The sequence below is a fragment of the Spongiimicrobium sp. 3-5 genome (assembly GCF_046557915.1).
GTDB lineage: Bacteria > Bacteroidota > Bacteroidia > Flavobacteriales > Flavobacteriaceae > JBHEBG01.
The window spans coordinates 161,539-181,008 of record NZ_JBHEBG010000003.1; the positions used below are offsets into that span (position 1 = coordinate 161,539).

The window sequence follows — 19,470 nt, forward strand, 5'->3', positions numbered from 1 at the left end:
CTATATTGTGGACATGGAAGCTATTTTAAACTATTTTGAAACCATTCCTTCGTCCCATAGAAGTATCTTATTGGTTTTTGGGATTACCTTTTTTTGGTTGTTGGAAGGGGTCGTACCACTCTTTAAGTTCAATTATAAAAAGTGGCGCCATGCTTTGCCCAACTTATTCTTTACACTCACTACCGTTATTATAAATTTTGCCTTGGCCTTTTTACTCCTTAAAACTGCCGATTGGACCGCGGCCAATAACTTTGGGATAATAAATTGGCTGACCCTGCCGTTGTGGGCCTATATAATTTTGGGCGTTCTGTTATTAGATTTTATAGGAGCCTATCTGGCACACCTGGTAGAGCATAAGGTAAAACCATTATGGATGATTCATTTGGTGCACCATACCGATCATAATGTAGATACCACTACGGCCAATAGGCACCATCCACTAGAAAGCGTTATCCGATTTGCATTTACGCTTTTCGGGGTATACCTTATTGGTACACCCATAGGAATAGTGATGCTATATCAATCCATGTCATTGGTGGCGACCCAATTTGGCCATGCCAATATTAAACTACCGAGGAAAGTAGACGAGGTACTTAGTTGGGTCATTGTTTCTCCAGACATGCATAAAGTACACCATCATTACAAATTACCATATACAGATAGTAATTATGGGAACATTTTTGCCATTTGGGACAGGATTTTTGGCACATTTATGAAGTTCGATAGGGAGGCTATAGTTTATGGGGTGGATACTTTTCCTGATGAAAAGCAGAATGGCAGTATCGCAGGTCTTTTAAAGCAACCTTTTCATAAGTATAGAAAGCCTACCACCATGAAGGGGGAAGGCTAAAACATCAATGCTAAGGAGGCGTACGCTTCTAATCGTACAGCAAATATTTTTGCCTTATTTTGTTGAAAGTGGAAAGGTCTTGCTGCCATGAGGCTCTTATAGCTTCTTCTGAAAGACCCGCTTCTATCTGTTTTTGAAGCTTGTCCGTACCCGCATGTTTGGTAAAAGAAGCGGTTCTAAAAAAAAGACTCTTATCCGTAGTATTTTTATAGGCATCCAAAATCCAACTTAGATTTACACTATTCACTGTAGGATGCGAGGATAGGTCTACCCCAAAGCAAACTTTGCCTTCTTGTTTGGGATGCTTGGATCCAAAATTGGGCTGGGGCACATAGCGGAATTGGTATTGCGTACTATCTAAAAAGGGAGCTCCGTAGCGTTGAAATTGATATTCCGTTCCCCTTCCGGCATTTACGTGGGTACCTTCAAATAATCCCATACCGGGATATAAATTTATGGCGGTATCACTTGGTAAATTTGGAGAAGGTCTTATCGGTAAGCTGTAGGGAGTTTTATGGGTGTAGTTTTTTAAGGTTATTACCTGTAAATCCGCTTTTACGCCATTTTCCAACCAACCTTCCTTATTAATCATTTGTGCATATTCTCCAATGGTCATTCCATATACCAAGGGTATGGTATTCAACCCCAAAAAACTGGTATTCTCTGCTTCCATGGTAGGTCCGTCCACGTAATGACCATTGGGATTGGGGCGGTCTAAAACCATTACGGCCACCTTTTGTGCGGCACAGGCTTCCATAACCAGTTGCAGCGTAGCAATATATGTGTAGAAGCGGACCCCAACATCCTGAATGTCGAAAATTACCACATCCAACCCTCTTAGTTGCTCTTCAGAGGGTTTTCTGTTACTTCCATAAAGCGATATCAATGGAAGTCCGGTCTTAGTGTCCACGCCGTCTAAAACAGCCTCTCCGGCATCTGCCTGGCCCCTAAAACCATGTTCAGGAGCAAAAACGGTTTTTATATCAACCTCTAAAGCAAGCAACGAATCTACCAAATGAACATAGCCCGTGGTTTCTTTAAGGACCACACTGGTCTGGTTAGCTACAATACCCACTTTTTTATTTTTTAATAGCGGTAGATACGTTTCCATTCTGTTGGCACCCAAAACTATGGGTTCGTTATTTGTTGAAGCCTTTTGTGCAGTGGCAAGTTCCTTTCCTTTTTTGGTATTATCCACTCTATTTCCACAGGATGATGATAGTATTAAACATATCATAAGGGCAACTGCCTTAAGATGGTGGCGATTCAAAAAATTGCTTCGTATTTTGGAGTTGGTGTTTGAAAAAAAAGACGAATACCGGATGAAAACTGTACTTTTGGAATTGAATAAAAAGACCATCGATTGAATTTTGAATATTTTGTAGCAAAACGCCTTATAAAGGGTAAGGAGCATAAAATTAGCATTTCTGCCCCAATTATTAAAATAGCTATTGCAGCTATTTCGTTGGGGATAATCATGATGTTGGTTGCTATTGCCACAGGAGTAGGCCTAAAACACAAAGTACGGGAAAAAGTTGCTGCCTTCAACGGACATATTCAAATTTACAATTACGACAACAATACTTCCGATGTTTCTGTAGTACCCGTATCAACCGAACAGGATTTCTACCCAAAATTTACGGAAATAGAAGACATTTTGCATGTGCAAGCAGTGGCGAGTAAAGGCGGAATCATACGAACCGAGGATACTTTTGAAGGAATTATTGCCAAGGGCGTAGGGAAAGATTACAAATGGGACGTTTTTAAGGAATACTTGGTCGATGGCCGATTGCCAGATTACAGTGGTGAGCTTAATGATGAGGTAATGATTTCTAGGAGCATGTCGAGCAGATTACAACTTTTCACGGGAGATTCGTTTTTTACCTTTTTTTTGAAGGACGACGATGCTGCTAAAACACCGAATAAACGTAATTTCAACGTTGTAGGTATTTACGATAGCGGATTTGAAGAGTTTGATCGCACCTATGTTTTTGTTGATATCAGGCATATTCAGCGTATGAATAAATGGGAAAGCGATCAGGTAGGGAATTTTGAGGTATTTCTGGAAGATTTTGAGGCTATAGACCAAAAAAGCAATGAAATTTACGGAAAAACACTATCTACATTGGACACGCAGAATATTAAGAATAAATATTACAGAATATTCGAATGGATCGGTCTCTTCGATTTTAATATTGCGCTGATTATTGGTATTATGATCATTGTGGGGGGCATCAATATGATTACAGCACTTTTAGTACTCATATTAGAACGTACGCAGATGATCGGAATCCTAAAGGCATTGGGTTCGTCTAACTGGAGTATCCGCAAGGTCTTTCTTTACAATGCGGCCTACCTCATCGGAATAGGCTTGTTTTGGGGCAATGTTATAGGATTGGGATTTCTATGGATGCAACACAAGTATCGCTTGTTTAAATTTCCGAACCCCGAAGAATACTACATAGATTACGTACCTGTTTATATAGATCCCATTACGGTACTTCTTCTCAATATCGGCGTTCTTGTCCTATGTATGCTGATGTTGTTGTTGCCTTCCTATATTATCACCAGGATAACCCCGGTTAAGGCTATAAAGTTTGAATAACGGTTTCCTTAAAAGGTAGTTATACTTTTCTTTATTCTTATACAAAAGCTATCTTTGCCCAATATATGGAATACGCAAAAAATATACTGGAGACCATAGGCAATACGCCTCTTGTTAAACTCAATAAACTTACAGCAGAACTCCCCTGTTTGGTGTTGGCAAAGTACGAGACTTTTAACCCAGGGAATTCCGTTAAAGATCGGATGGCTTTGCAAATGGTTGTAGATGCCGAGGATGCAGGTGTTTTAAAACCGGGAGGGACAATTATTGAAGGTACCTCTGGTAATACTGGTATGGGGTTGGCCCTGGCTGCCGTTATCAAAGGATATAAAATGATTTGCGTAATAAGCGATAAACAGTCCAAGGAAAAGGTAGATATCCTTAAGGCCATGGGCAGTGAGGTTTATGTGTGTCCTACAGACGTTTCACCAGAAGACCCGCGGAGCTATTATTCCACGGCTAGAAGGCTAGCCCAAGAAATCCCGAATTCTTGGTATGTAAACCAATATGATAACCCTTCCAATACAAAGGCGCACTATATAAGCACCGGACCCGAAATTTGGGAGCAGACCAAAGGAAAAGTGACCCATTTTGTGGTAGGCGTCGGTACGGGAGGTACCATTTCCGGAGTTGGATCATTTCTAAAAGAGCAAAACTCAAATGTAAAAGTCTGGGGAATAGACACTTATGGTTCAGTTTTTAAGAAATATCACGAGACAGGAATCTTTGATGAGAATGAAATCTACCCCTATATAACAGAAGGAATAGGGGAGGACATCTTACCCAAAAACGTTAATTTCGATGTCATCGATGGGTTTACCAAAGTAACGGATAAGGATGCGGCGATATATACCCAGCGCTTGGCGAAGGAAGAAGGGATGTTTTTAGGCAACTCGGCAGGGGCAGCTGTAAAAGGACTGCTTCAGCTAAAAGAGCATTTTAGTAAGGACGATGTAGTGGTGGTACTATTCCATGATCATGGAAGTCGCTATGTAGGCAAAATGTTCAACGATGATTGGATGCGTAACAGGGGCTTCTTGGAAGATAAAGTTACCAAAGCTTTGGATTTGGCAAAAAGCCATGAAGATTTGCCCTTGGTAACGGTTAAAACCGAGGAATTGGTAATGCATGCCATTGAACGAATGAAAAACAACAACATATCACAAATTCCTGTGGAAGATGTAAACGGATTTGTAGGTTCGGTAGATGAAGCCATTTTGTTCCGTGCCATTATGGAGGATGGTGAAATTACGTCGAGGCCAATAAAAGAAGTAATGCAAAAACCGTTTCCGATTGTAGACAGAAACACTTCTATAGATGAGGTGGCCAAGTTAATAAATAGGGACAATCAGGCCGTATTGGTAGGTTTGGATGATGAAAAATACCAAATCATTACCAAATATGATATTATAAGTGCCTTACATTAATTAAAACGGTATTTTGTTATAACCGTTTAAAGGTAAATTTTTGACCTCCCACAGAGGCTTCATACATTAGTCCTCCCTTAGCCATGGTAAATACCAATACCCCTTCGGAATATTTAGCGTCGGCCGAAACACCGGAAGCAACGGCAACAGCTGATACCTGTGCCGAAAATTCTACCTTGTTGGCCTTTAATCTGCTTAGATCATCGTCGGCTTCAAAAAAGACAACCTCTCTATAGGCTTGTCCTCCTGCCTGAAAACCAATACTAATTTGCTTTAGACGTGCAGTACCAATAAGTTCGCCCTGCTGCCAAACAGCTCCGGTACCTGCTGCTGCGCCTACGCCTAGTCCTCCTTTACCCACATTGGGGAAAATAACATAACCATAGGAAGAATTAAAAAATTCCGCCATATCCGGATCAGCCTTTAAAAAAGCAGCTTTGGCCTCCTTGGCCTCACGGATAATTTCGTTTTTTTTCTTGCTCGACTGGCCATAAGTGTTTACACACAAGAAGAATGTTGCGGCTATCAACCCTGCAATTTTAGCCGGTCTTATAATAGAAGATTTCATAGTACTGGTTATCAAAATTTATAATGACAAAGATATTGGACAGTAAAGAAGAAACCAATATATTTTTGGTAAAGCTATGCTAAATTTTATCTCGGAAGGAATGGGAATTTACGGTTTTGCATACCACAATTTAAAACATTTATAAATGTCCGATGACTGGTGTTTGTATCATAAATCACGGGTGCATTAAGGATGGTTTTTACGTTACTTTTTGGTATCTTCGGCAGTGTTTATTGATACTCTAAAAACTAACCAATAATGAAATTTTATCCCCTTGCGATACTGGTTTTAACGCTCGCCGTAACTTTGCCCCTTTCCGCGCAAAAATTATCGCGTACGGAGAAAAAGCTTTTAAAAACCATAGAAGATAACAACGATGATGCCCTGGCTTTTTTAGAAAAAGTGGTCAATGTAAATAGCGGTACCTTAAATATAGCAGGTGTAAAAAAAGTAGGCGCTGAATTTCAAGAAGTGTTCAACACCATAGGGTTTGCTACTACTTGGATTGAAATGCCACCGGAAATGAACAGGGGTGGACATCTATTTGCCGAGACATCCGGAAGCAAAGGCAAAAAGCTATTGCTTATCGGTCATTTGGATACGGTTTTTGAAGAAGACAGTCCATTTCAAAAATTCGAAAGGATAAATGACAGTATTGCCCATGCTCCTGGGGGCAACGATATGAAAGGAGGCAATGTAATTGTACTTTATGCCCTTAAGGCGCTACATCAAAATGGCTTATTGAAAGATGCCCAGATAATTGCAGCTTTTACCGGAGATGAAGAGAGTACGGGAAAACCTCTGGATATCAGTAGAAAAGATTTGGTAGATGCCGCTAAAAGAAGTGATATTGCCCTTGGCTTTGAAACTTCTACAGGATTTAATTACGCAACAGTGGCCAGAAGGGGAGCTTCTGGATGGGCGTTGGATGTTACGGGCAAAAGGGCACATTCTTCCGGAATTTTTAGTGAAACTGTAGGAGCGGGTGCAATTTTTGAGATGTCGAGAATCCTCAATGCGTTCTATGAAGATGTTCGCGGAGAGGAATTCCTTACTTTCAATCCTGGAGTACTTTTAGGAGGCACTTTTATAGATCATGATAAGGCAAATAGCAAGGGAACAGCCTTTGGGAAAAGTAATGTGGTGTCGCAGTCCGCAACAGTCACTGGTGGGCTTCGGTTTATTTCCGAAGAACAAAAAGAAAGGACCCGAACCAAAATGAAAGAAATTGTTTCCAATAATTTACCACATACTTCGGCTAACATTAGTTTTACAGACAGTTACCCGGCGATGGAACCTACCAAAGGCAACAAAGCCCTCTTAGAAGTATTGAACAGTGTAAGTTTAGATTTGGGACAGGGTGTTGTTAAAGCCTACGATCCGGGAAAACGAGGAGCTGCGGACACCTCTTTTGTAGCGGCTTATGTAGATTGTTTAGATGGTCTTGGCACCATGGGGACCGGAGCACATACCCCAGAAGAAACTGTTAATTTGGCCACATTTGAGGCATTGACCAAAAGAACCGCAGTACTAATTTATAGACTTATTAAGGATTAACAAATGATAGAACTGATCAACGGTAATCAAACCGTTAACATAGACGCGGGCGAATTGGTAGGTTTTCTGATAAACGATCACCAGCTGATACATCAGAAAGGTAGTCCCGGTTGGCGCAGTTCGGATACCGAAATGTTTCCAATTATTGGCCCTACCAATGAAGCTGATTTTAGAGTACAGGTATCCAAAGGAGGGGCAGCCGTGCAGGACCAGCATGGGCTGTTACGGGAGTTGACCTATGAACTGGTTTCGCAGACAAAGCAAAAGGCCGTTTTTAGTAAGAATTATGAAGCTCTTACTCGCGTAGAAAACTCCAAATATCCAGAAAAATCGACAGCCCCAAGACTTATTTGGCCATTTTCCTTCCAATTCCAAAAAACCTTCGAACTAAAAGAAGATGGCTTGCACATCACGTTCTCCGTAAATGGCGAAAAAGGGATGCCTTTTATGTTGGGTTACCATCCGGCCTTTAAATTACATACCACTACTCCCCAAATAATTTCAGATTCCAAAAAGATTGGGTTGGACCAAATTTTGGAAGTCGGTAGTAGAGCACTAGAGGTACCTCATTGTGAACATTTAATTTTAGAAGACACCTACTCTTTGGAGATAAGGACCGAAGAATTTGGAAGTTTTATGCTCTGGACAGAAGTACCCAACATGGTATGCATAGAGCCAATCACCTTCTATCCCTATGCCGTATCACAAGGAATGTTGCACGAAGGGTTTCAATATTTAGATAATGGCGCAAAGGAATTTAAAGTCGTAATTTCCGTTAAATAGAACTATACAGCCAATGAACGTATCCCTGGAAGATAGCTATGGTTATTTATTTGAACCGGAATTGCTTCGAGAAATTGAAGCGGTCGGCAAATTCAAAAAAGTATTGCAAGGGGTTGTATTAATGGATATTGGCGAAACTATTAGCGCAATGCCGTTATTGTTGAACGGAGCCATAAAAATTCTTAGGGAAGACGATCAAGGCGATGAACTATTGTTGTATTTCATTGAGAAAGGGGATAGCTGTGCAATGACCTTTTCCTGCTGTCTTGGTAAAAGAAAAAGCGAAATTAGGGCAGTAGCCGAGACAGATACCGAACTTTTAATGATTCCGATAGGGCAGATGGAAGTTTGGATGGCAAAATACAAAAGTTGGCAACACTTTATTTTGGATAGCTATCATACCCGCATGATGGAATTGTTGGAAACCGTTGATACCCTTGCTTTTCTTAGAATGGATGAACGTCTTCTGAAACATTTACAAGATAGGGCCAAGGTAACCCACGATGATGAGATACACATTACCCATCAAGATATAGCATATGACCTTCATACCTCTAGAGTTGTGGTTTCCCGACTTTTAAAGAAACTGGAGCGCGATGGAAAAATAACCATGCAGCGAAACAAAATTCGAGTTTTAGATCTATAAGGATTGGCCTTAGCGTTTTGATATAAAAATATATACCCCACAGCAAGCTGGTTGTAAGACCCATATATTAATGGTAGACCGTAACCAGTGTAACATTAAGTTTTCGGATTTAATGGTACATTTGATGCATGCAACGGTTTTTTCCATTTCTGGGTTGGCTCCCCCAATATAAAAAGTGCTATTTTCCCAGAGATTTAGTGGCAGGTCTAACAGTTGGGATTGTGCTGATTCCACAAGGAATGGCCTATGCCATGATTGCCGGACTCCCACCAGTTTATGGCTTGTATGCTTCCTTGTTCCCAATAATCATATATGCATTTTTGGGGACTTCCCGCCAATTGGCCATTGGACCTGTAGCCATGGACTCGCTCCTTGTTGCCGCCGGCCTAGGGGCACTTTCAATAGTTGGTTTGGAAAACTATATAGCCATGGCCATATTACTATCTTTTATGGTGGGGCTAATACAACTTTTCTTAGGACTTTTTCGGATGGGGTTTTTGGTAAATTTTCTATCCAAACCAGTGATTAGCGGGTTTACCTCCGCTGCCGCTCTCATCATTATATTTAGTCAGTTAAAACACCTTTTGGGGGCCGATATTGAGCGGAGCAATCGTTTTCATCAATTGATTTCCAATGCTTTCGAAAAGATTTCGGAAACCAACCCTTATGATTTTGCCATTGGGATAACAGGTATAATCCTGATTGTTGTACTAAAAAAATGGAGCAAGCGTATTCCCGGTATACTATTGGTGGTAGTTTTGGGGATTCTTGCAGTTTATTATCTAGGATTGGAGAGGTTTGGTGTGGCGTTGGCAGGGAACATTCCCAAGGGATTACCCTCTTTTGTATTGCCTGAGTTTGGATGGGATCCGTTTCGGGATATGTGGCCAATTGCGCTGACCTTGGCCCTTATCGGTTATTTGGAGGCAATTTCCATAGGAAAGGCCATTGAAGAAAAAAACGCAGAGGATACCATAGACGCCAATCAGGAATTGGTGGCGTTGGGCACCTCAAATATGATAGGTTCTTTTTTTCAATCTTATCCTGTTACCGCCAGTTTTTCGCGTTCTGCGATAAACAATGACTCCGGAGCTAAAACTACCATAGCTTCCCTTCTTAGTGTGGCCATGGTAGTGGTTACACTCTTATTTCTTACACCGCTGTTTTATTACTTGCCAAATGCCGTTTTGGCCTCAATAATTATGGTTTCGGTTTTTGGATTGATAGACGTTACATATCCTAAAAGCCTTTGGAAACACAGGAAGGACGAGTTTTTGGTTTTGATGTTCACTTTTTTGGCAACATTGTTCATCGGAATAAAGGAAGGTATTCTAATTGGAGTGTTGTTTTCCCTTTTGCTTATGGTTTACAGAACTTCCAATCCTCATTTTGCAATTTTGGGAAGGATTAAAAATTCGGACTATTACAAAAATGTCAATCGCTTTAGTGATGAGGTCGTTGTTCGTGAAGATTTATTGCTTATCCGTTTTGACGCACAACTGTATTTTGGCAATGCCACTTATTTTAAAACACAGCTTTTTAAGCATATAGATGCCAAGGGTCCCAATTTAAAAGGAGTTATTTTAAATGCCGAAGCCATAAATTATGTGGATAGTACCGCTGCCAAGATGTTGCTAAAGGTTATTGATGAACTACATAATAGAGGTTTGCGATTTTTTATCGCTGGTGCTATTGGCCCTACTCGCGATATAATTTTTAGAAGCGGTATCATCGATATACTAAAAAAGGAACATCTTTTTGTAAAAACTATGGAAGCCGTGGCCTATTTTGATGATCCTAGCTCGGTATCCAATATGCACGGGAAGGTAGCGTATCAGAATCAAAACCTTATGTGACCAAAGTAACATGGCATTAATTATGGAAGCCTTATTTTTGTTTTAAAGTTTTACCGATATCAACAAGGAGATAACAATATTTAAGGCACAAAGTAAAAGTTTATTATCATGAATATAGAGCAAATTTATACGGGTTGTTTGGCCCAGGGAGCCTATTATATAGAAAGCAAGGGGGAAGTTGCAATTATTGATCCCCTTAGGGAAGTTGAGCCTTACCTAAAAAGGGTCCGGGAAGACAATGCCAAGATTAAGTATATTTTTGAAACCCATTTTCATGCGGATTTTGTCAGCGGCCATGTTACCTTATCAAAGGAAACCGGTGCGCCCATTGTGTTTGGTCCTAATGCAAACCCAAGCTTTGAGGCTACCATTGCAGAGGACGGACAGGAGTTTGCACTGGGGGAAATTACCATAAAAGCGTTGCACACCCCCGGGCATACCATGGAAAGTACTACCTATTTGTTAAGGGATGCCAGTGGAAAGGATTATGCCATTTTTTCTGGGGATACTTTGTTTTTGGGTGATGTGGGAAGGCCCGATCTTGCCCAAAAGGCAGCCGATATGACCCAAGAAGATTTAGCAGGAATACTTTTCAACAGCCTTAGGGAAAAGATAATGCCTCTTGCGGACGAGGTTATTGTGTATCCGGCCCACGGAGCAGGATCGGCCTGTGGAAAAAACATGATGAAGGAAACTGTGGATACCTTGGGCAACCAAAAGAAAATGAACTACGCCTTGCGGGCAGATATGACCCGGGAAGAGTTTGTAAAAGAAGTTACCGAGGGCCTTTTACCCCCACCCAAATATTTCCCGTTAAACGTAAAACTAAATAAGGAAGGTTACGAGGATATCGCGGATGTATTGGATCGGGGAACAAGAGCGCTTACGCCAGATGCATTTGAGACAGCTGCCAATGAAACCGGTGCGGTGGTGCTGGATGTAAGGCATCAGAACGATTTTGTGGAAGGACATATTCCCAGGGCAATATTTATAGGTCTCGAAGGAGGTTTTGCTCCGTGGGTAGGTGCGCTCATCGCAGATGTTAAGCAGCCCATACTTTTGGTTACACCCAAAGGCAGGGAAGAAGAAACGGTAACCCGATTATCTAGAGTAGGTTTTGACGGTACACTGGGTTACTTGGAAGGCGGGTTTGAAGCTTGGAAAAAAGCTGGAAAAGAATGGGATACGGTAACCTCAATACATGCCGAAGAGGCAAAACAAGGACTAAATGCAAAAAAGCGAGCTGTTTTTGATGTACGGAAAGATGCGGAATATAGTGCAGAGCACATAGCGGATGCCATTAATACTCCCTTGGACTTTCTAAACGATCATATGGCAGAATTTCCTAAGGACGATACTTTTTATGTGCATTGTGCCGGTGGATACCGTTCCGTTATTGCAGCTTCAATACTAAAAAGCAGAGGTATTCACAACCTAATAGATGTTAAGGGTGGGTTTGGAGCCATGAAAGAAGCCGGGATGGAAGTTACCGATTATGTTTGTCCTACCACTTTAAAGTAGCCAAGGTAACACTGTTTCGTTTAGGAAGGCACTTCATCGTAGTCTTTAAGAATATGTATCTTATCCGGATTTCTGTGCATATAGGATTGTACTATACGTTGGGTTTCCAGGGTATTTTTTTTGGGGTCGATATGAGCTTTTAAGTCCGCCAGCGAGGAGATATTGGCTTCCTTGTCAATAAATCCATACCCCGCATATAAGGTGTCCTTTATAAAAACAATGGCATCTTCATCTGCAGATCTTCCCTTTTCCCTAATAATGAAATCTTCATTTTGTGCGCCTATTTCCTTTACGGCCGTCCTTACTTTTTTGTTATAGTCTTCTATCTCTTCTTTTCCCCTACAGATACCTCCACAACTTGTAATACTATAATGGGAGCAGCTAGAAACGTTTTCCTGTAGATGGCAATATTTGGGGCAAAGTTCGTAAGTGGCACAAAGTTTTTCCAAATATGTTCTGCAATCTGTTTGATTATAAAAAATAGACAGGGAATCGGGGCACATTTTTAACTTGTTATAGGCCAAATGCAAGATTCCGTTCCGATCCTCATAACTAAAAATACCATACTGCTGTACAGTTCTTTTTTGTGCTTGGTTATATAGTGGGTAATGATGTTTTATTGCAGCGGATTCCATTAAAAGGGCCACCAACTCACTTCCCGATAGTTCAAAATCGATGTTGGCGGTCTCACTGCACATGCGGATTTCTTTGTTTGCTTTATCATAAAAATGACTTAACACCCTTTTTTTGATGTTTTTGGCCTTTCCTATGTAAATAATCTTGCCTTTACTATTCTTAAAATAATAAATGCCAGGAGCCATGGGCAGTTGCTCGTAGATTGCTTTTGGCAGGGCTGGGGGTAAGGTAGCTTCCTGAGAGCGGGCGTTTAAAAAAGTCTTGAAAACCACATCTGCACCCTGTACCCTAAGTAATTTTTGGAACAAAAGGACCGTGGCATGCGCATCACCCCTAGCCCTATGTCTGTCCGTCAACGGAATATCCAATGTAGCACATAATTTTCCCAAACTGTATGAGTGATATCCTGGAAACAGTCTTCGAGATAAACGTACCGTACAGAGTTTCTTCCGAATAAAATCGAGCCCCAATAACTTTAATTCGTTCTTTATTACATTGTAATCAAAGTTTACACTATGCGCCACGAAGATGGTGTCTTGTGTAAACTCCAAAATTTTTGGAGCTATTTCTTCAATTTTAGGGGCATGCCGCACTAATTGGTCGTCTATTCCCGTCAACCCTGTAATAAAATGGGGAATCTCGCACTCGGGGTTTACCAAACTGGTGAATTCGTCCACAATGTCATAGCCATCGTATTTAAAAATGGATATCTCGGTAATTTTATTGCCTTTGATACCATTTCCGGTGGTTTCTATGTCTACAATGGTGTACATCCGTTATCTCAAAGTTGTTTTTCTAGGGTTACAATAACCGATTTACTTATTGGGGTATTGCTCTTATCGGCAAAATGATTGTAGGGTACCAAGACATTGGTTTCGGGAAAATAAGAAGCCAGGTTACCACGTGGAATGTTATATGGAACGACCAAAAAATTAATTGCTTTCCGCTCCTTTTGGTCATAATTGCTTATCAAATTAACAACATCCAACTTTTTAAACCCCTGTTGGGCCATATCATCAGGATTCATAAAAACAACCCTTCGCTCGTTAAAAACACCACGATACCTATCGTTTAGTCCATAAATGGTAGTGTTGAACTGGTCGTGTGAGCGTATCGTCATCAAAACAAATTGGTTTTCCTTTAAATTATGGTCGGGCAGGTTACACAGGCTAAATTGTGCCTTACCATGTGGAAGTTTACTAAAATCTAACTGTCTTACATTATTGGGCAGATAAAAACCGGAACCTGAGGATTGTTCGTTTAGGCCCTTAAAACTTTTGATGACCTGTTCCAATTTTTGACGGATGAGATTATAATCCTCACTTAAATCTTTCCATGCTACCGGGTGATCTCCTTTGAAATAAGCATGGGCCATTTCCCCGATAATCTCTGGTTCGCTCTTCAGATTGTCTGAAACTGGTGGCAATATACCCTTCGACCTGTGTACTTTACCCATACTATTTTCTACCGTAAAAAATCTAGGAGTGCCATTTTTATGGTCTAACTCCGACCTGCCCAGGGTAGGGAGTATTAAAGCTACTTTACCGGGTACCAAATGCGTTCTGTTTAGTTTGGTGCTAATATTTACAGTAAGATTACAGTTTTGCAGGGCTTCCATAGTATATTCCGTGTCCGATGCCGCTGATACAAAGTTGCCTCCCAGTGCAATAAAAACTTTGGCTTTGTTCTGATACATGGCCTCAATGGCGTGTACGGTATCTAAACCTTCCGTGTTTGGGGCCTCAAAACCAAATGTTTTTTCAATCGCCGTATTTAATTCTTTAGATACATGGTGCATAATACCAACACTTCTGTCTCCCTGCACATTACTGTGTCCACGTACCGGACATGTACCGGCTCCAGGTTTTCCCAGACTACCTTTAAGCAGCAGTAGGTTTACGATTTCCTTTATATTGTCTACCCCGTTCTTATGCTGGGTAAGGCCCATGGCCCAACAAATAATAATTTTATTTCTATTGGCCAGCAGATCAACAGCCTCGTTGATCTGTTTTTGTTCGACCCCGGATTGAGAAATCAATTCTTCTTCGGGGAACCGATCTAAATCGTTTAAAAATTCGTTATATCCATGGGTATAGGTGTTAATGAAATCATGGTCAAAAACGGTACCGTGTTCCCTGTCCAATGCCGCCAGTTTTTTTATTAGCAGTTTTAACAAGGGAACGTCCTGATTTATTTTTACTTGTAGATGAACATCGGTGAGCGATGTTCCGGAGGCCAATACTCCTTTAATTTCCTGAGGGTTTTTAAAGCGGATCATACCCGCTTCTTCCAGCGGATTGATGCTAATTATCTTTCCGCCATTTTCTTTACATTTCTGTAGAGCCGATAACATTCTTGGATGGTTGGTTCCAGGGTTTTGACCCATAACTATAACCACTTCTGCCTTATCAAAATCTTCCAGCTTTACAGAACCTTTGCCTATGCCTAGTGTTTCTGTTAGCGCTACGCCACTAGATTCGTGACACATATTGGAACAATCGGGCATATTATTGGTGCCAAACGCCCTAACGAACAAGCCATATAAAAAAGCCGCTTCGTTGCTAGATCTACCAGAGGTGTAGAAAATACCTTCATCTGGCGAATCCAAATTATGCAGTTCTTGTGCTATGAGGTCAAAAGCGGCCTCCCAGCCAATAGGTTCATAAAAAGTATTGTTGGCCCTTAAAATCATAGGTTCTGTTAACCTACCGCTTTTGCCTATTTGAAAATCTGTCCATGTAGATAGTTCCTCTATGGAATGACGGGCAAAAAAGTGGGCATCAGCACGTTTTAGGGTTGCTTCTTCTGAAAGTGCCTTGGCCCCGTTTTCACAATACTCTCCCAATTTAGATGGTTTGTCGGGGTCTGGCCAGGCACAACCTGGGCAGTCAAAACCTTCTTTCTGGTTCATATGTGCCAGGGCATTTAAAGAACGTACTACCCCCATTTCCTTAAAAGTATGTTGCAAGGCGGTCTTTACTGCAGTAAGTCCGGCAGCATAGGTGGCAGGTTCTTTTACAGTGATACCTGTAAATTCCGTAGAACCGGTTACTGAAATCTTTCTCTTTTTATTGTTGCCCATGGATAGTAATACGTATAAGGAACACTAAGTTATCACAAACTACGGAAATAACAGGATCGCAAACCTGATTGTTTTAGAATTGTGGGAAATTTGGTTAAACCCGGGTGAATTTAACAATGAGTTCCTTATGTTCTGGAAAGAGGGTAATAAGTTCCTGTCTAAGCGGAAGTTCAAAATCCTCAAAATCAAACCCGGGAGAGACCGTGCAACCCACGAGCGAGTAGGAAGTTTTGTTTATAGTTTTTGCTGCAAACCAGTACCCTCCTGGCACCACAAATTGCGGCTTTTCATTATTGTCAATATCTAGACCTATGGTTATCTCCGTATGTTCACCTTTTGGAGAAATCATATGAAGTTCAATCGGCGATCCCTTATGAAAATGCCAAATTTCGTCTTGTTTGATTTTGTGAAATGCAGAAAAGGTATCCGAGGTCAATAGAAAATAAATGGCGGTGGTGTAGTTACGCTTGCCTCCATAATTTGCAGCAAGATTATCGGGGCTTATTTCCCCAATACTTCTATAGGTTTCCCTAAAATACCCCCCTTCTGGATGTGGTTGTAGATTTAAGGTTTTCACCAGTTGAGTGACTTCGTTCATAGGAATGCTATTATGGTTCATCAATACTATTTTTTAATAACGGTTACCGGATTTCCCTTGGTGGCCGCATAGAAAACTATTATTTCTGCAGGTTGGGACCCTTCATTTTTTCCATAGTGAAAGGTATTTACCAATTCTACAATAGGGTCGCCTGCTTTAAGGTGCAAAGTGTTCTTGTATTCGTCTATTACCGTTAGTTCTCCTTTGAGCAATACCCCTGCATTGATTACAAGATGTTTGTGTACCGGTAATTGGGTGTTGGGTGGAATCGTATACTTTAAGATTTTTATTTGCGGATCACCTTCTGGGTAATGTGGTAGTTTGTTGCCGTCCCAACTGGTTTCGGTCTCTACCAAGGTAACTACTTCGGTCTTGGTTGGTTGCTCTTTGCACGAAATCAATAAAAAGCTTAGTATTAGTGCCAAAAAAAGAGAAGTTCTCATACTTGATTAAATTAGGTTTTTCGCAAGAAGTACAAAATCCCGTTTTGCAATTATTTGATCCAATCGTTAGAATTTTTTCTCTTGGAATAATCTACAAGACCCGATGGATAGTTGATCCAATCAATTTGTTTTATTATTTTCCCCGAAGTGTTAAAAATCAGAATGGTAGTAAAATGCATAGCTTCAAAGGAGTGTTCTCCCCATTTGAAAGGGGTAAAATATCCTTTTGTAACAACTGTTGTTTCGTCAAAAACCTGATGATCAATGACTAGGGTAACGGCATCGCTCTTATGGAAGTTTGGGTTTTGCCAGTCAAAAAAAGCGGTAAGAGCTCTTTTACCTTCAATTTTGTCGCCGTTAACAATATCTTCCAAAATGACGTCGTCGTGATAAAAGCTTAAAAACTTTTGAAAATCTTTCCGCAACTGAAATGTTTCGTAATAGGCAGTAGCTATTTCTTCAATCTTGTCTGTTTTAGACCGTTCAACACAGGAGACATTCACCAAAAACAATAGGCATGTGCAACTAACCAATGACATCTTAACCTTCATATCTTTTCGCAGTTAAAATAAAATTAAAGACTTCTGCCAAATTAATTATTTAAAACCGAAAGCCCTGTTAAAAAAGGTTTGGGTTTTATTTGTTCTATAGCGATAATTAAGTAGGATATAATGTCCTAATTCTGAATACTCGGTTGTCATTAGAGAAAATTAATCATTAAACTAAGACAAATGGACATTACGCATAATTTAGTTATTAAGGCTACAGCAGAAAGGGTTTACAAAGCGGTGGCTACGGAAAATGGCATCAAAGGTTGGTGGTCCAAGAACTGTACTGTTGGCGAAACGGTAGGAACAACATCACATTTGAAGTTCGACAAACAGGGAACTTTGGTGGAAATGGGATTTAAAACCTTAGACTTGCAACCCAACAAGGTAGTATGGGAGTGTATAGAAAATGCTAACCCTGCTTGGTTGGGAACGCAAATCAATACGGAGATCTCTGAAGACGAGAAAGGGTGCAAGGTAGTTTTTAAACATACGGGGTTTGAAGATAAATGGGCAGGACACGATGCCTTCGAAATGACGAAAGGCGGTTGGGACCACTTTGTTGGCAGTCTTGTCTCTTTTTGTGAAAAGGGAGAGGGCCAACCTTGGTGAAGACAAAAACTTACCTATTGCGTGGTTTTTGAAGCTCGAAGTCTTTTTTCACAAATTTCAATTTTCTTTAGTAAAAATCTATGTTCTGTAGGGGAAGGCCTTAAACTTAAGGCTTTCCCCAAAAAGAAAATGGCTTGCTCGTAATTGTGCAACTTCATATGAAATATCCCCTGGGTGGCCGGTAGTAGGTGGTAGTTTTTTAACTCGCTATGGGTATTCAGTTTTTGTAAGGACAATAGTGAAGCTTGCAACCCTTTTAATTTACTCTCTATAATCGCTAAATTTAGCTTAATGATGGCGCTTGGTTTATGATGTTGCAGCAACATATAGAGTTTATGGATATTTTTCCAATTGGTACCGTCAAAGTCCCGGGCCGTGCAATGTTCGGCAGCAATGTTAGCTTCTATATGATAAGTGGAAAGTGTTTTGTCATGGGCAGATTTTTGCAAATATTGCATTCCATAAACAATCAATTCTTGGTTCCACAGGGAGCGGTCCTGATCTTCAAACAACACCAGGGCCCCTTGTTTATCTATTCTAGCATCAAACCTTGCGGTATGGAAACACATAAGGGAAAGTAGGGCAAATATTTTTTTGTTCTCATCAAAACGGTTCGCCAATAGTTTTGTTAATCTAATCGCTTCTAGACATAAGTCTCGCCTGATTAAAGAATCGTTCGCGCTAGAATTATAGCCTTCATTGAAAAGTAAATACAAAGTCAAGGTTACTACATCCAACCTGTTTTCCAATTGTTTGCCGCTGGGTATCTCAAATGAGGGCCCCAATTCCCGAATATTGGTCTTTGCCCTGTAAAGTCGCTTACTTATTGTAGACTCTGTAGTTAGCAATGCCTTTGCAACTTCCTTTACCCCAAAACCACATAACGTTTTTAAAGTAAGTGCAATTTGAGACTGGAGATTAATTGCTGGGTGGCAACAGGTAAAGATCATTCGTAACTGATTGTCCTCAATTTCACCTTGAAGGAAAATTGTACCGATTTCATTCTTGGAATAACGTGCCGCAACATGGTTCCAATGGTGCTCCTTCTTCATTTTGTTGCGCTTTAGCTCATTGAATACCTTACGTTTGGCAACTTGTATTAGCCAGGCACTGGGATTTTCTGGAATACCCTTAACACTCCAATGATCCATGGCGGTTATGAGGGTTTCCTGTACAATGTCTTCGGCCAGCTGAATATGGGAGGCCCCAAAAATCCGGGTCAGGGTAGCCACTAATTTTCCATATTCCTTTCTAAAAAGGTGCGCTACAATATGATGGCTATCGGCTGTCAAGAACTACTTCATTTTAGGAAACACAATAGGCCTAACCTCTATACTATAAGGCCCCAAATGAGGTGAAGATTGCGCAATATTGCTGGCTTCATCCAAGTCTTTGGCCGCAATAATGAAAAACCCGGCGATAATTTCCTTGGATTCCAAAAAAGGCCCATCCGTAGTAATTTTGTCGGTCTTGGAGGTTAATAGACTACCATTTTCCTGTAAACGTTGCCCGGCCAGGTAATTTTCACCCAAGGTATTTACCCAATTTGTATAACCGGCCATGATTTTTTGCAGTTCATCCGGTGACATATGGTTCATACCATCTCCTCTTAATATCAATAAAAATTCTTGCATACTATTTTTCTATGTAGACAATTAAAACAACGACATTAGGACAGGGTAAGCACATTATTATCTATGTCTAAATTTATGTCCATACTGGGGTACGGTAAAGATAA

General features: G+C 40.7%; 18 protein-coding genes. 9 read left to right on the plus strand and 9 right to left on the minus strand.

Translation table 11 applies throughout. The annotated features are described in order from the left end of the window. Positions 1-13: 13 nt before the first annotated feature. The gene (locus tag ACEQ81_RS12290; protein WP_411031195.1) at positions 14-850 is read left to right on the plus strand and encodes a sterol desaturase family protein; all 837 of its coding nucleotides are present in this window, start codon (positions 14-16) and stop codon (positions 848-850) included. Between the two features lie 28 nt (positions 851-878). Here the strand turns inward: ACEQ81_RS12290 and ACEQ81_RS12295 are convergent, their stop codons facing one another. After that, a complete protein-coding gene (locus tag ACEQ81_RS12295) occupies positions 879-2,087 on the minus strand; it encodes an exo-beta-N-acetylmuramidase NamZ domain-containing protein (RefSeq protein ID WP_411031196.1) in 1,209 nt (402 codons plus the stop codon). Positions 2,088-2,213: 126 nt separating this feature from the next. Here ACEQ81_RS12295 and ACEQ81_RS12300 point away from each other — a divergent pair, with 126 nt between their 5' ends. Both ACEQ81_RS12300 and ACEQ81_RS12305 read left to right on the plus strand, forming a co-directional pair. Further along, complete coding sequence (locus ACEQ81_RS12300) at positions 2,214-3,455, plus strand: ABC transporter permease (RefSeq protein WP_411031197.1); 1,242 nt, start codon at positions 2,214-2,216, stop codon at positions 3,453-3,455. Between the two features lie 65 nt (positions 3,456-3,520). Then, the gene (locus ACEQ81_RS12305; RefSeq protein WP_411031198.1) at positions 3,521-4,882 is read left to right on the plus strand and encodes a pyridoxal-phosphate dependent enzyme; all 1,362 of its coding nucleotides are present in this window, start codon (positions 3,521-3,523) and stop codon (positions 4,880-4,882) included. A 16-nt stretch (positions 4,883-4,898) separates the two neighbouring features. Here the strand turns inward: ACEQ81_RS12305 and ACEQ81_RS12310 are convergent, their stop codons facing one another. After that, positions 4,899-5,450: a YSC84-related protein gene (locus tag ACEQ81_RS12310; RefSeq protein WP_411031199.1), complete on the minus strand. Its 552-nt coding sequence runs from the start codon at positions 5,448-5,450 to the stop codon at positions 4,899-4,901. A 258-nt stretch (positions 5,451-5,708) separates the two neighbouring features. Here ACEQ81_RS12310 and ACEQ81_RS12315 point away from each other — a divergent pair, with 258 nt between their 5' ends. The 5 genes from ACEQ81_RS12315 to ACEQ81_RS12335 all read left to right on the plus strand — a co-directional run bounded on the left by ACEQ81_RS12315 (position 5,709) and on the right by ACEQ81_RS12335 (position 11,813). Continuing rightward, positions 5,709-7,007 (plus strand): M20/M25/M40 family metallo-hydrolase, encoded by a 1,299-nt coding sequence (locus ACEQ81_RS12315; RefSeq protein ID WP_411031200.1) that lies wholly within the window; start codon positions 5,709-5,711, stop codon positions 7,005-7,007. Positions 7,008-7,010: 3 nt separating this feature from the next. Continuing rightward, on the plus strand, positions 7,011-7,790 hold the full coding sequence (locus ACEQ81_RS12320) for an aldose 1-epimerase (RefSeq protein WP_411031201.1): 780 nt from the start codon (positions 7,011-7,013) through the stop codon (positions 7,788-7,790). Between the two features lie 13 nt (positions 7,791-7,803). Next, positions 7,804-8,436: a Crp/Fnr family transcriptional regulator gene (locus ACEQ81_RS12325; RefSeq protein ID WP_411031202.1), complete on the plus strand. Its 633-nt coding sequence runs from the start codon at positions 7,804-7,806 to the stop codon at positions 8,434-8,436. Between the two features lie 128 nt (positions 8,437-8,564). Next, a complete protein-coding gene (locus tag ACEQ81_RS12330; protein ID WP_411031203.1) occupies positions 8,565-10,292 on the plus strand; it encodes a SulP family inorganic anion transporter in 1,728 nt (575 codons plus the stop codon). A gap of 108 nt (positions 10,293-10,400) precedes the next feature. Continuing rightward, complete coding sequence (locus ACEQ81_RS12335) at positions 10,401-11,813, plus strand: MBL fold metallo-hydrolase (protein ID WP_411031204.1); 1,413 nt, start codon at positions 10,401-10,403, stop codon at positions 11,811-11,813. Positions 11,814-11,833: 20 nt separating this feature from the next. On the opposite strand, the gene ACEQ81_RS12340 is transcribed toward ACEQ81_RS12335, so the two are convergent. The 5 genes from ACEQ81_RS12340 to ACEQ81_RS12360 form a co-directional block, all read right to left on the minus strand. Beyond that, a complete protein-coding gene (locus ACEQ81_RS12340) occupies positions 11,834-13,222 on the minus strand; it encodes an exonuclease domain-containing protein (protein ID WP_411031205.1) in 1,389 nt (462 codons plus the stop codon). 8 nt (positions 13,223-13,230) lie between these two features. Further along, entirely contained in the window at positions 13,231-15,531 is a 2,301-nt protein-coding gene (locus ACEQ81_RS12345; RefSeq protein WP_411031206.1) for an FdhF/YdeP family oxidoreductase, read from the minus strand. Positions 15,532-15,625: 94 nt separating this feature from the next. Next, positions 15,626-16,150: a cupin domain-containing protein gene (locus tag ACEQ81_RS12350; RefSeq protein WP_411031207.1), complete on the minus strand. Its 525-nt coding sequence runs from the start codon at positions 16,148-16,150 to the stop codon at positions 15,626-15,628. A 5-nt stretch (positions 16,151-16,155) separates the two neighbouring features. Continuing rightward, positions 16,156-16,572: a cupin domain-containing protein gene (locus tag ACEQ81_RS12355; RefSeq protein ID WP_411031208.1), complete on the minus strand. Its 417-nt coding sequence runs from the start codon at positions 16,570-16,572 to the stop codon at positions 16,156-16,158. A gap of 50 nt (positions 16,573-16,622) precedes the next feature. After that, a complete protein-coding gene (locus tag ACEQ81_RS12360) occupies positions 16,623-17,123 on the minus strand; it encodes a nuclear transport factor 2 family protein (RefSeq protein WP_411031209.1) in 501 nt (166 codons plus the stop codon). Between the two features lie 180 nt (positions 17,124-17,303). Between ACEQ81_RS12360 and ACEQ81_RS12365 the strand changes: the two genes are divergently transcribed. Continuing rightward, positions 17,304-17,732, plus strand: a complete 429-nt coding sequence (locus ACEQ81_RS12365; RefSeq protein WP_411031210.1) for an SRPBCC family protein — start codon at positions 17,304-17,306, stop codon at positions 17,730-17,732. Between the two features lie 14 nt (positions 17,733-17,746). Here the strand turns inward: ACEQ81_RS12365 and ACEQ81_RS12370 are convergent, their stop codons facing one another. Both ACEQ81_RS12370 and ACEQ81_RS12375 read right to left on the minus strand, forming a co-directional pair. Beyond that, positions 17,747-19,024, minus strand: coding sequence for an RNA polymerase sigma factor (locus ACEQ81_RS12370; RefSeq protein ID WP_411031211.1), 1,278 nt, complete (start codon positions 19,022-19,024; stop codon positions 17,747-17,749). Positions 19,025-19,027: 3 nt separating this feature from the next. Further along, positions 19,028-19,366 carry a YciI family protein gene (locus ACEQ81_RS12375; RefSeq protein WP_411031212.1) on the minus strand — a complete coding sequence of 113 codons (339 nt, stop codon included), beginning with the start codon at positions 19,364-19,366 and terminating at the stop codon, positions 19,028-19,030. Positions 19,367-19,470 lie beyond the last annotated feature (104 nt).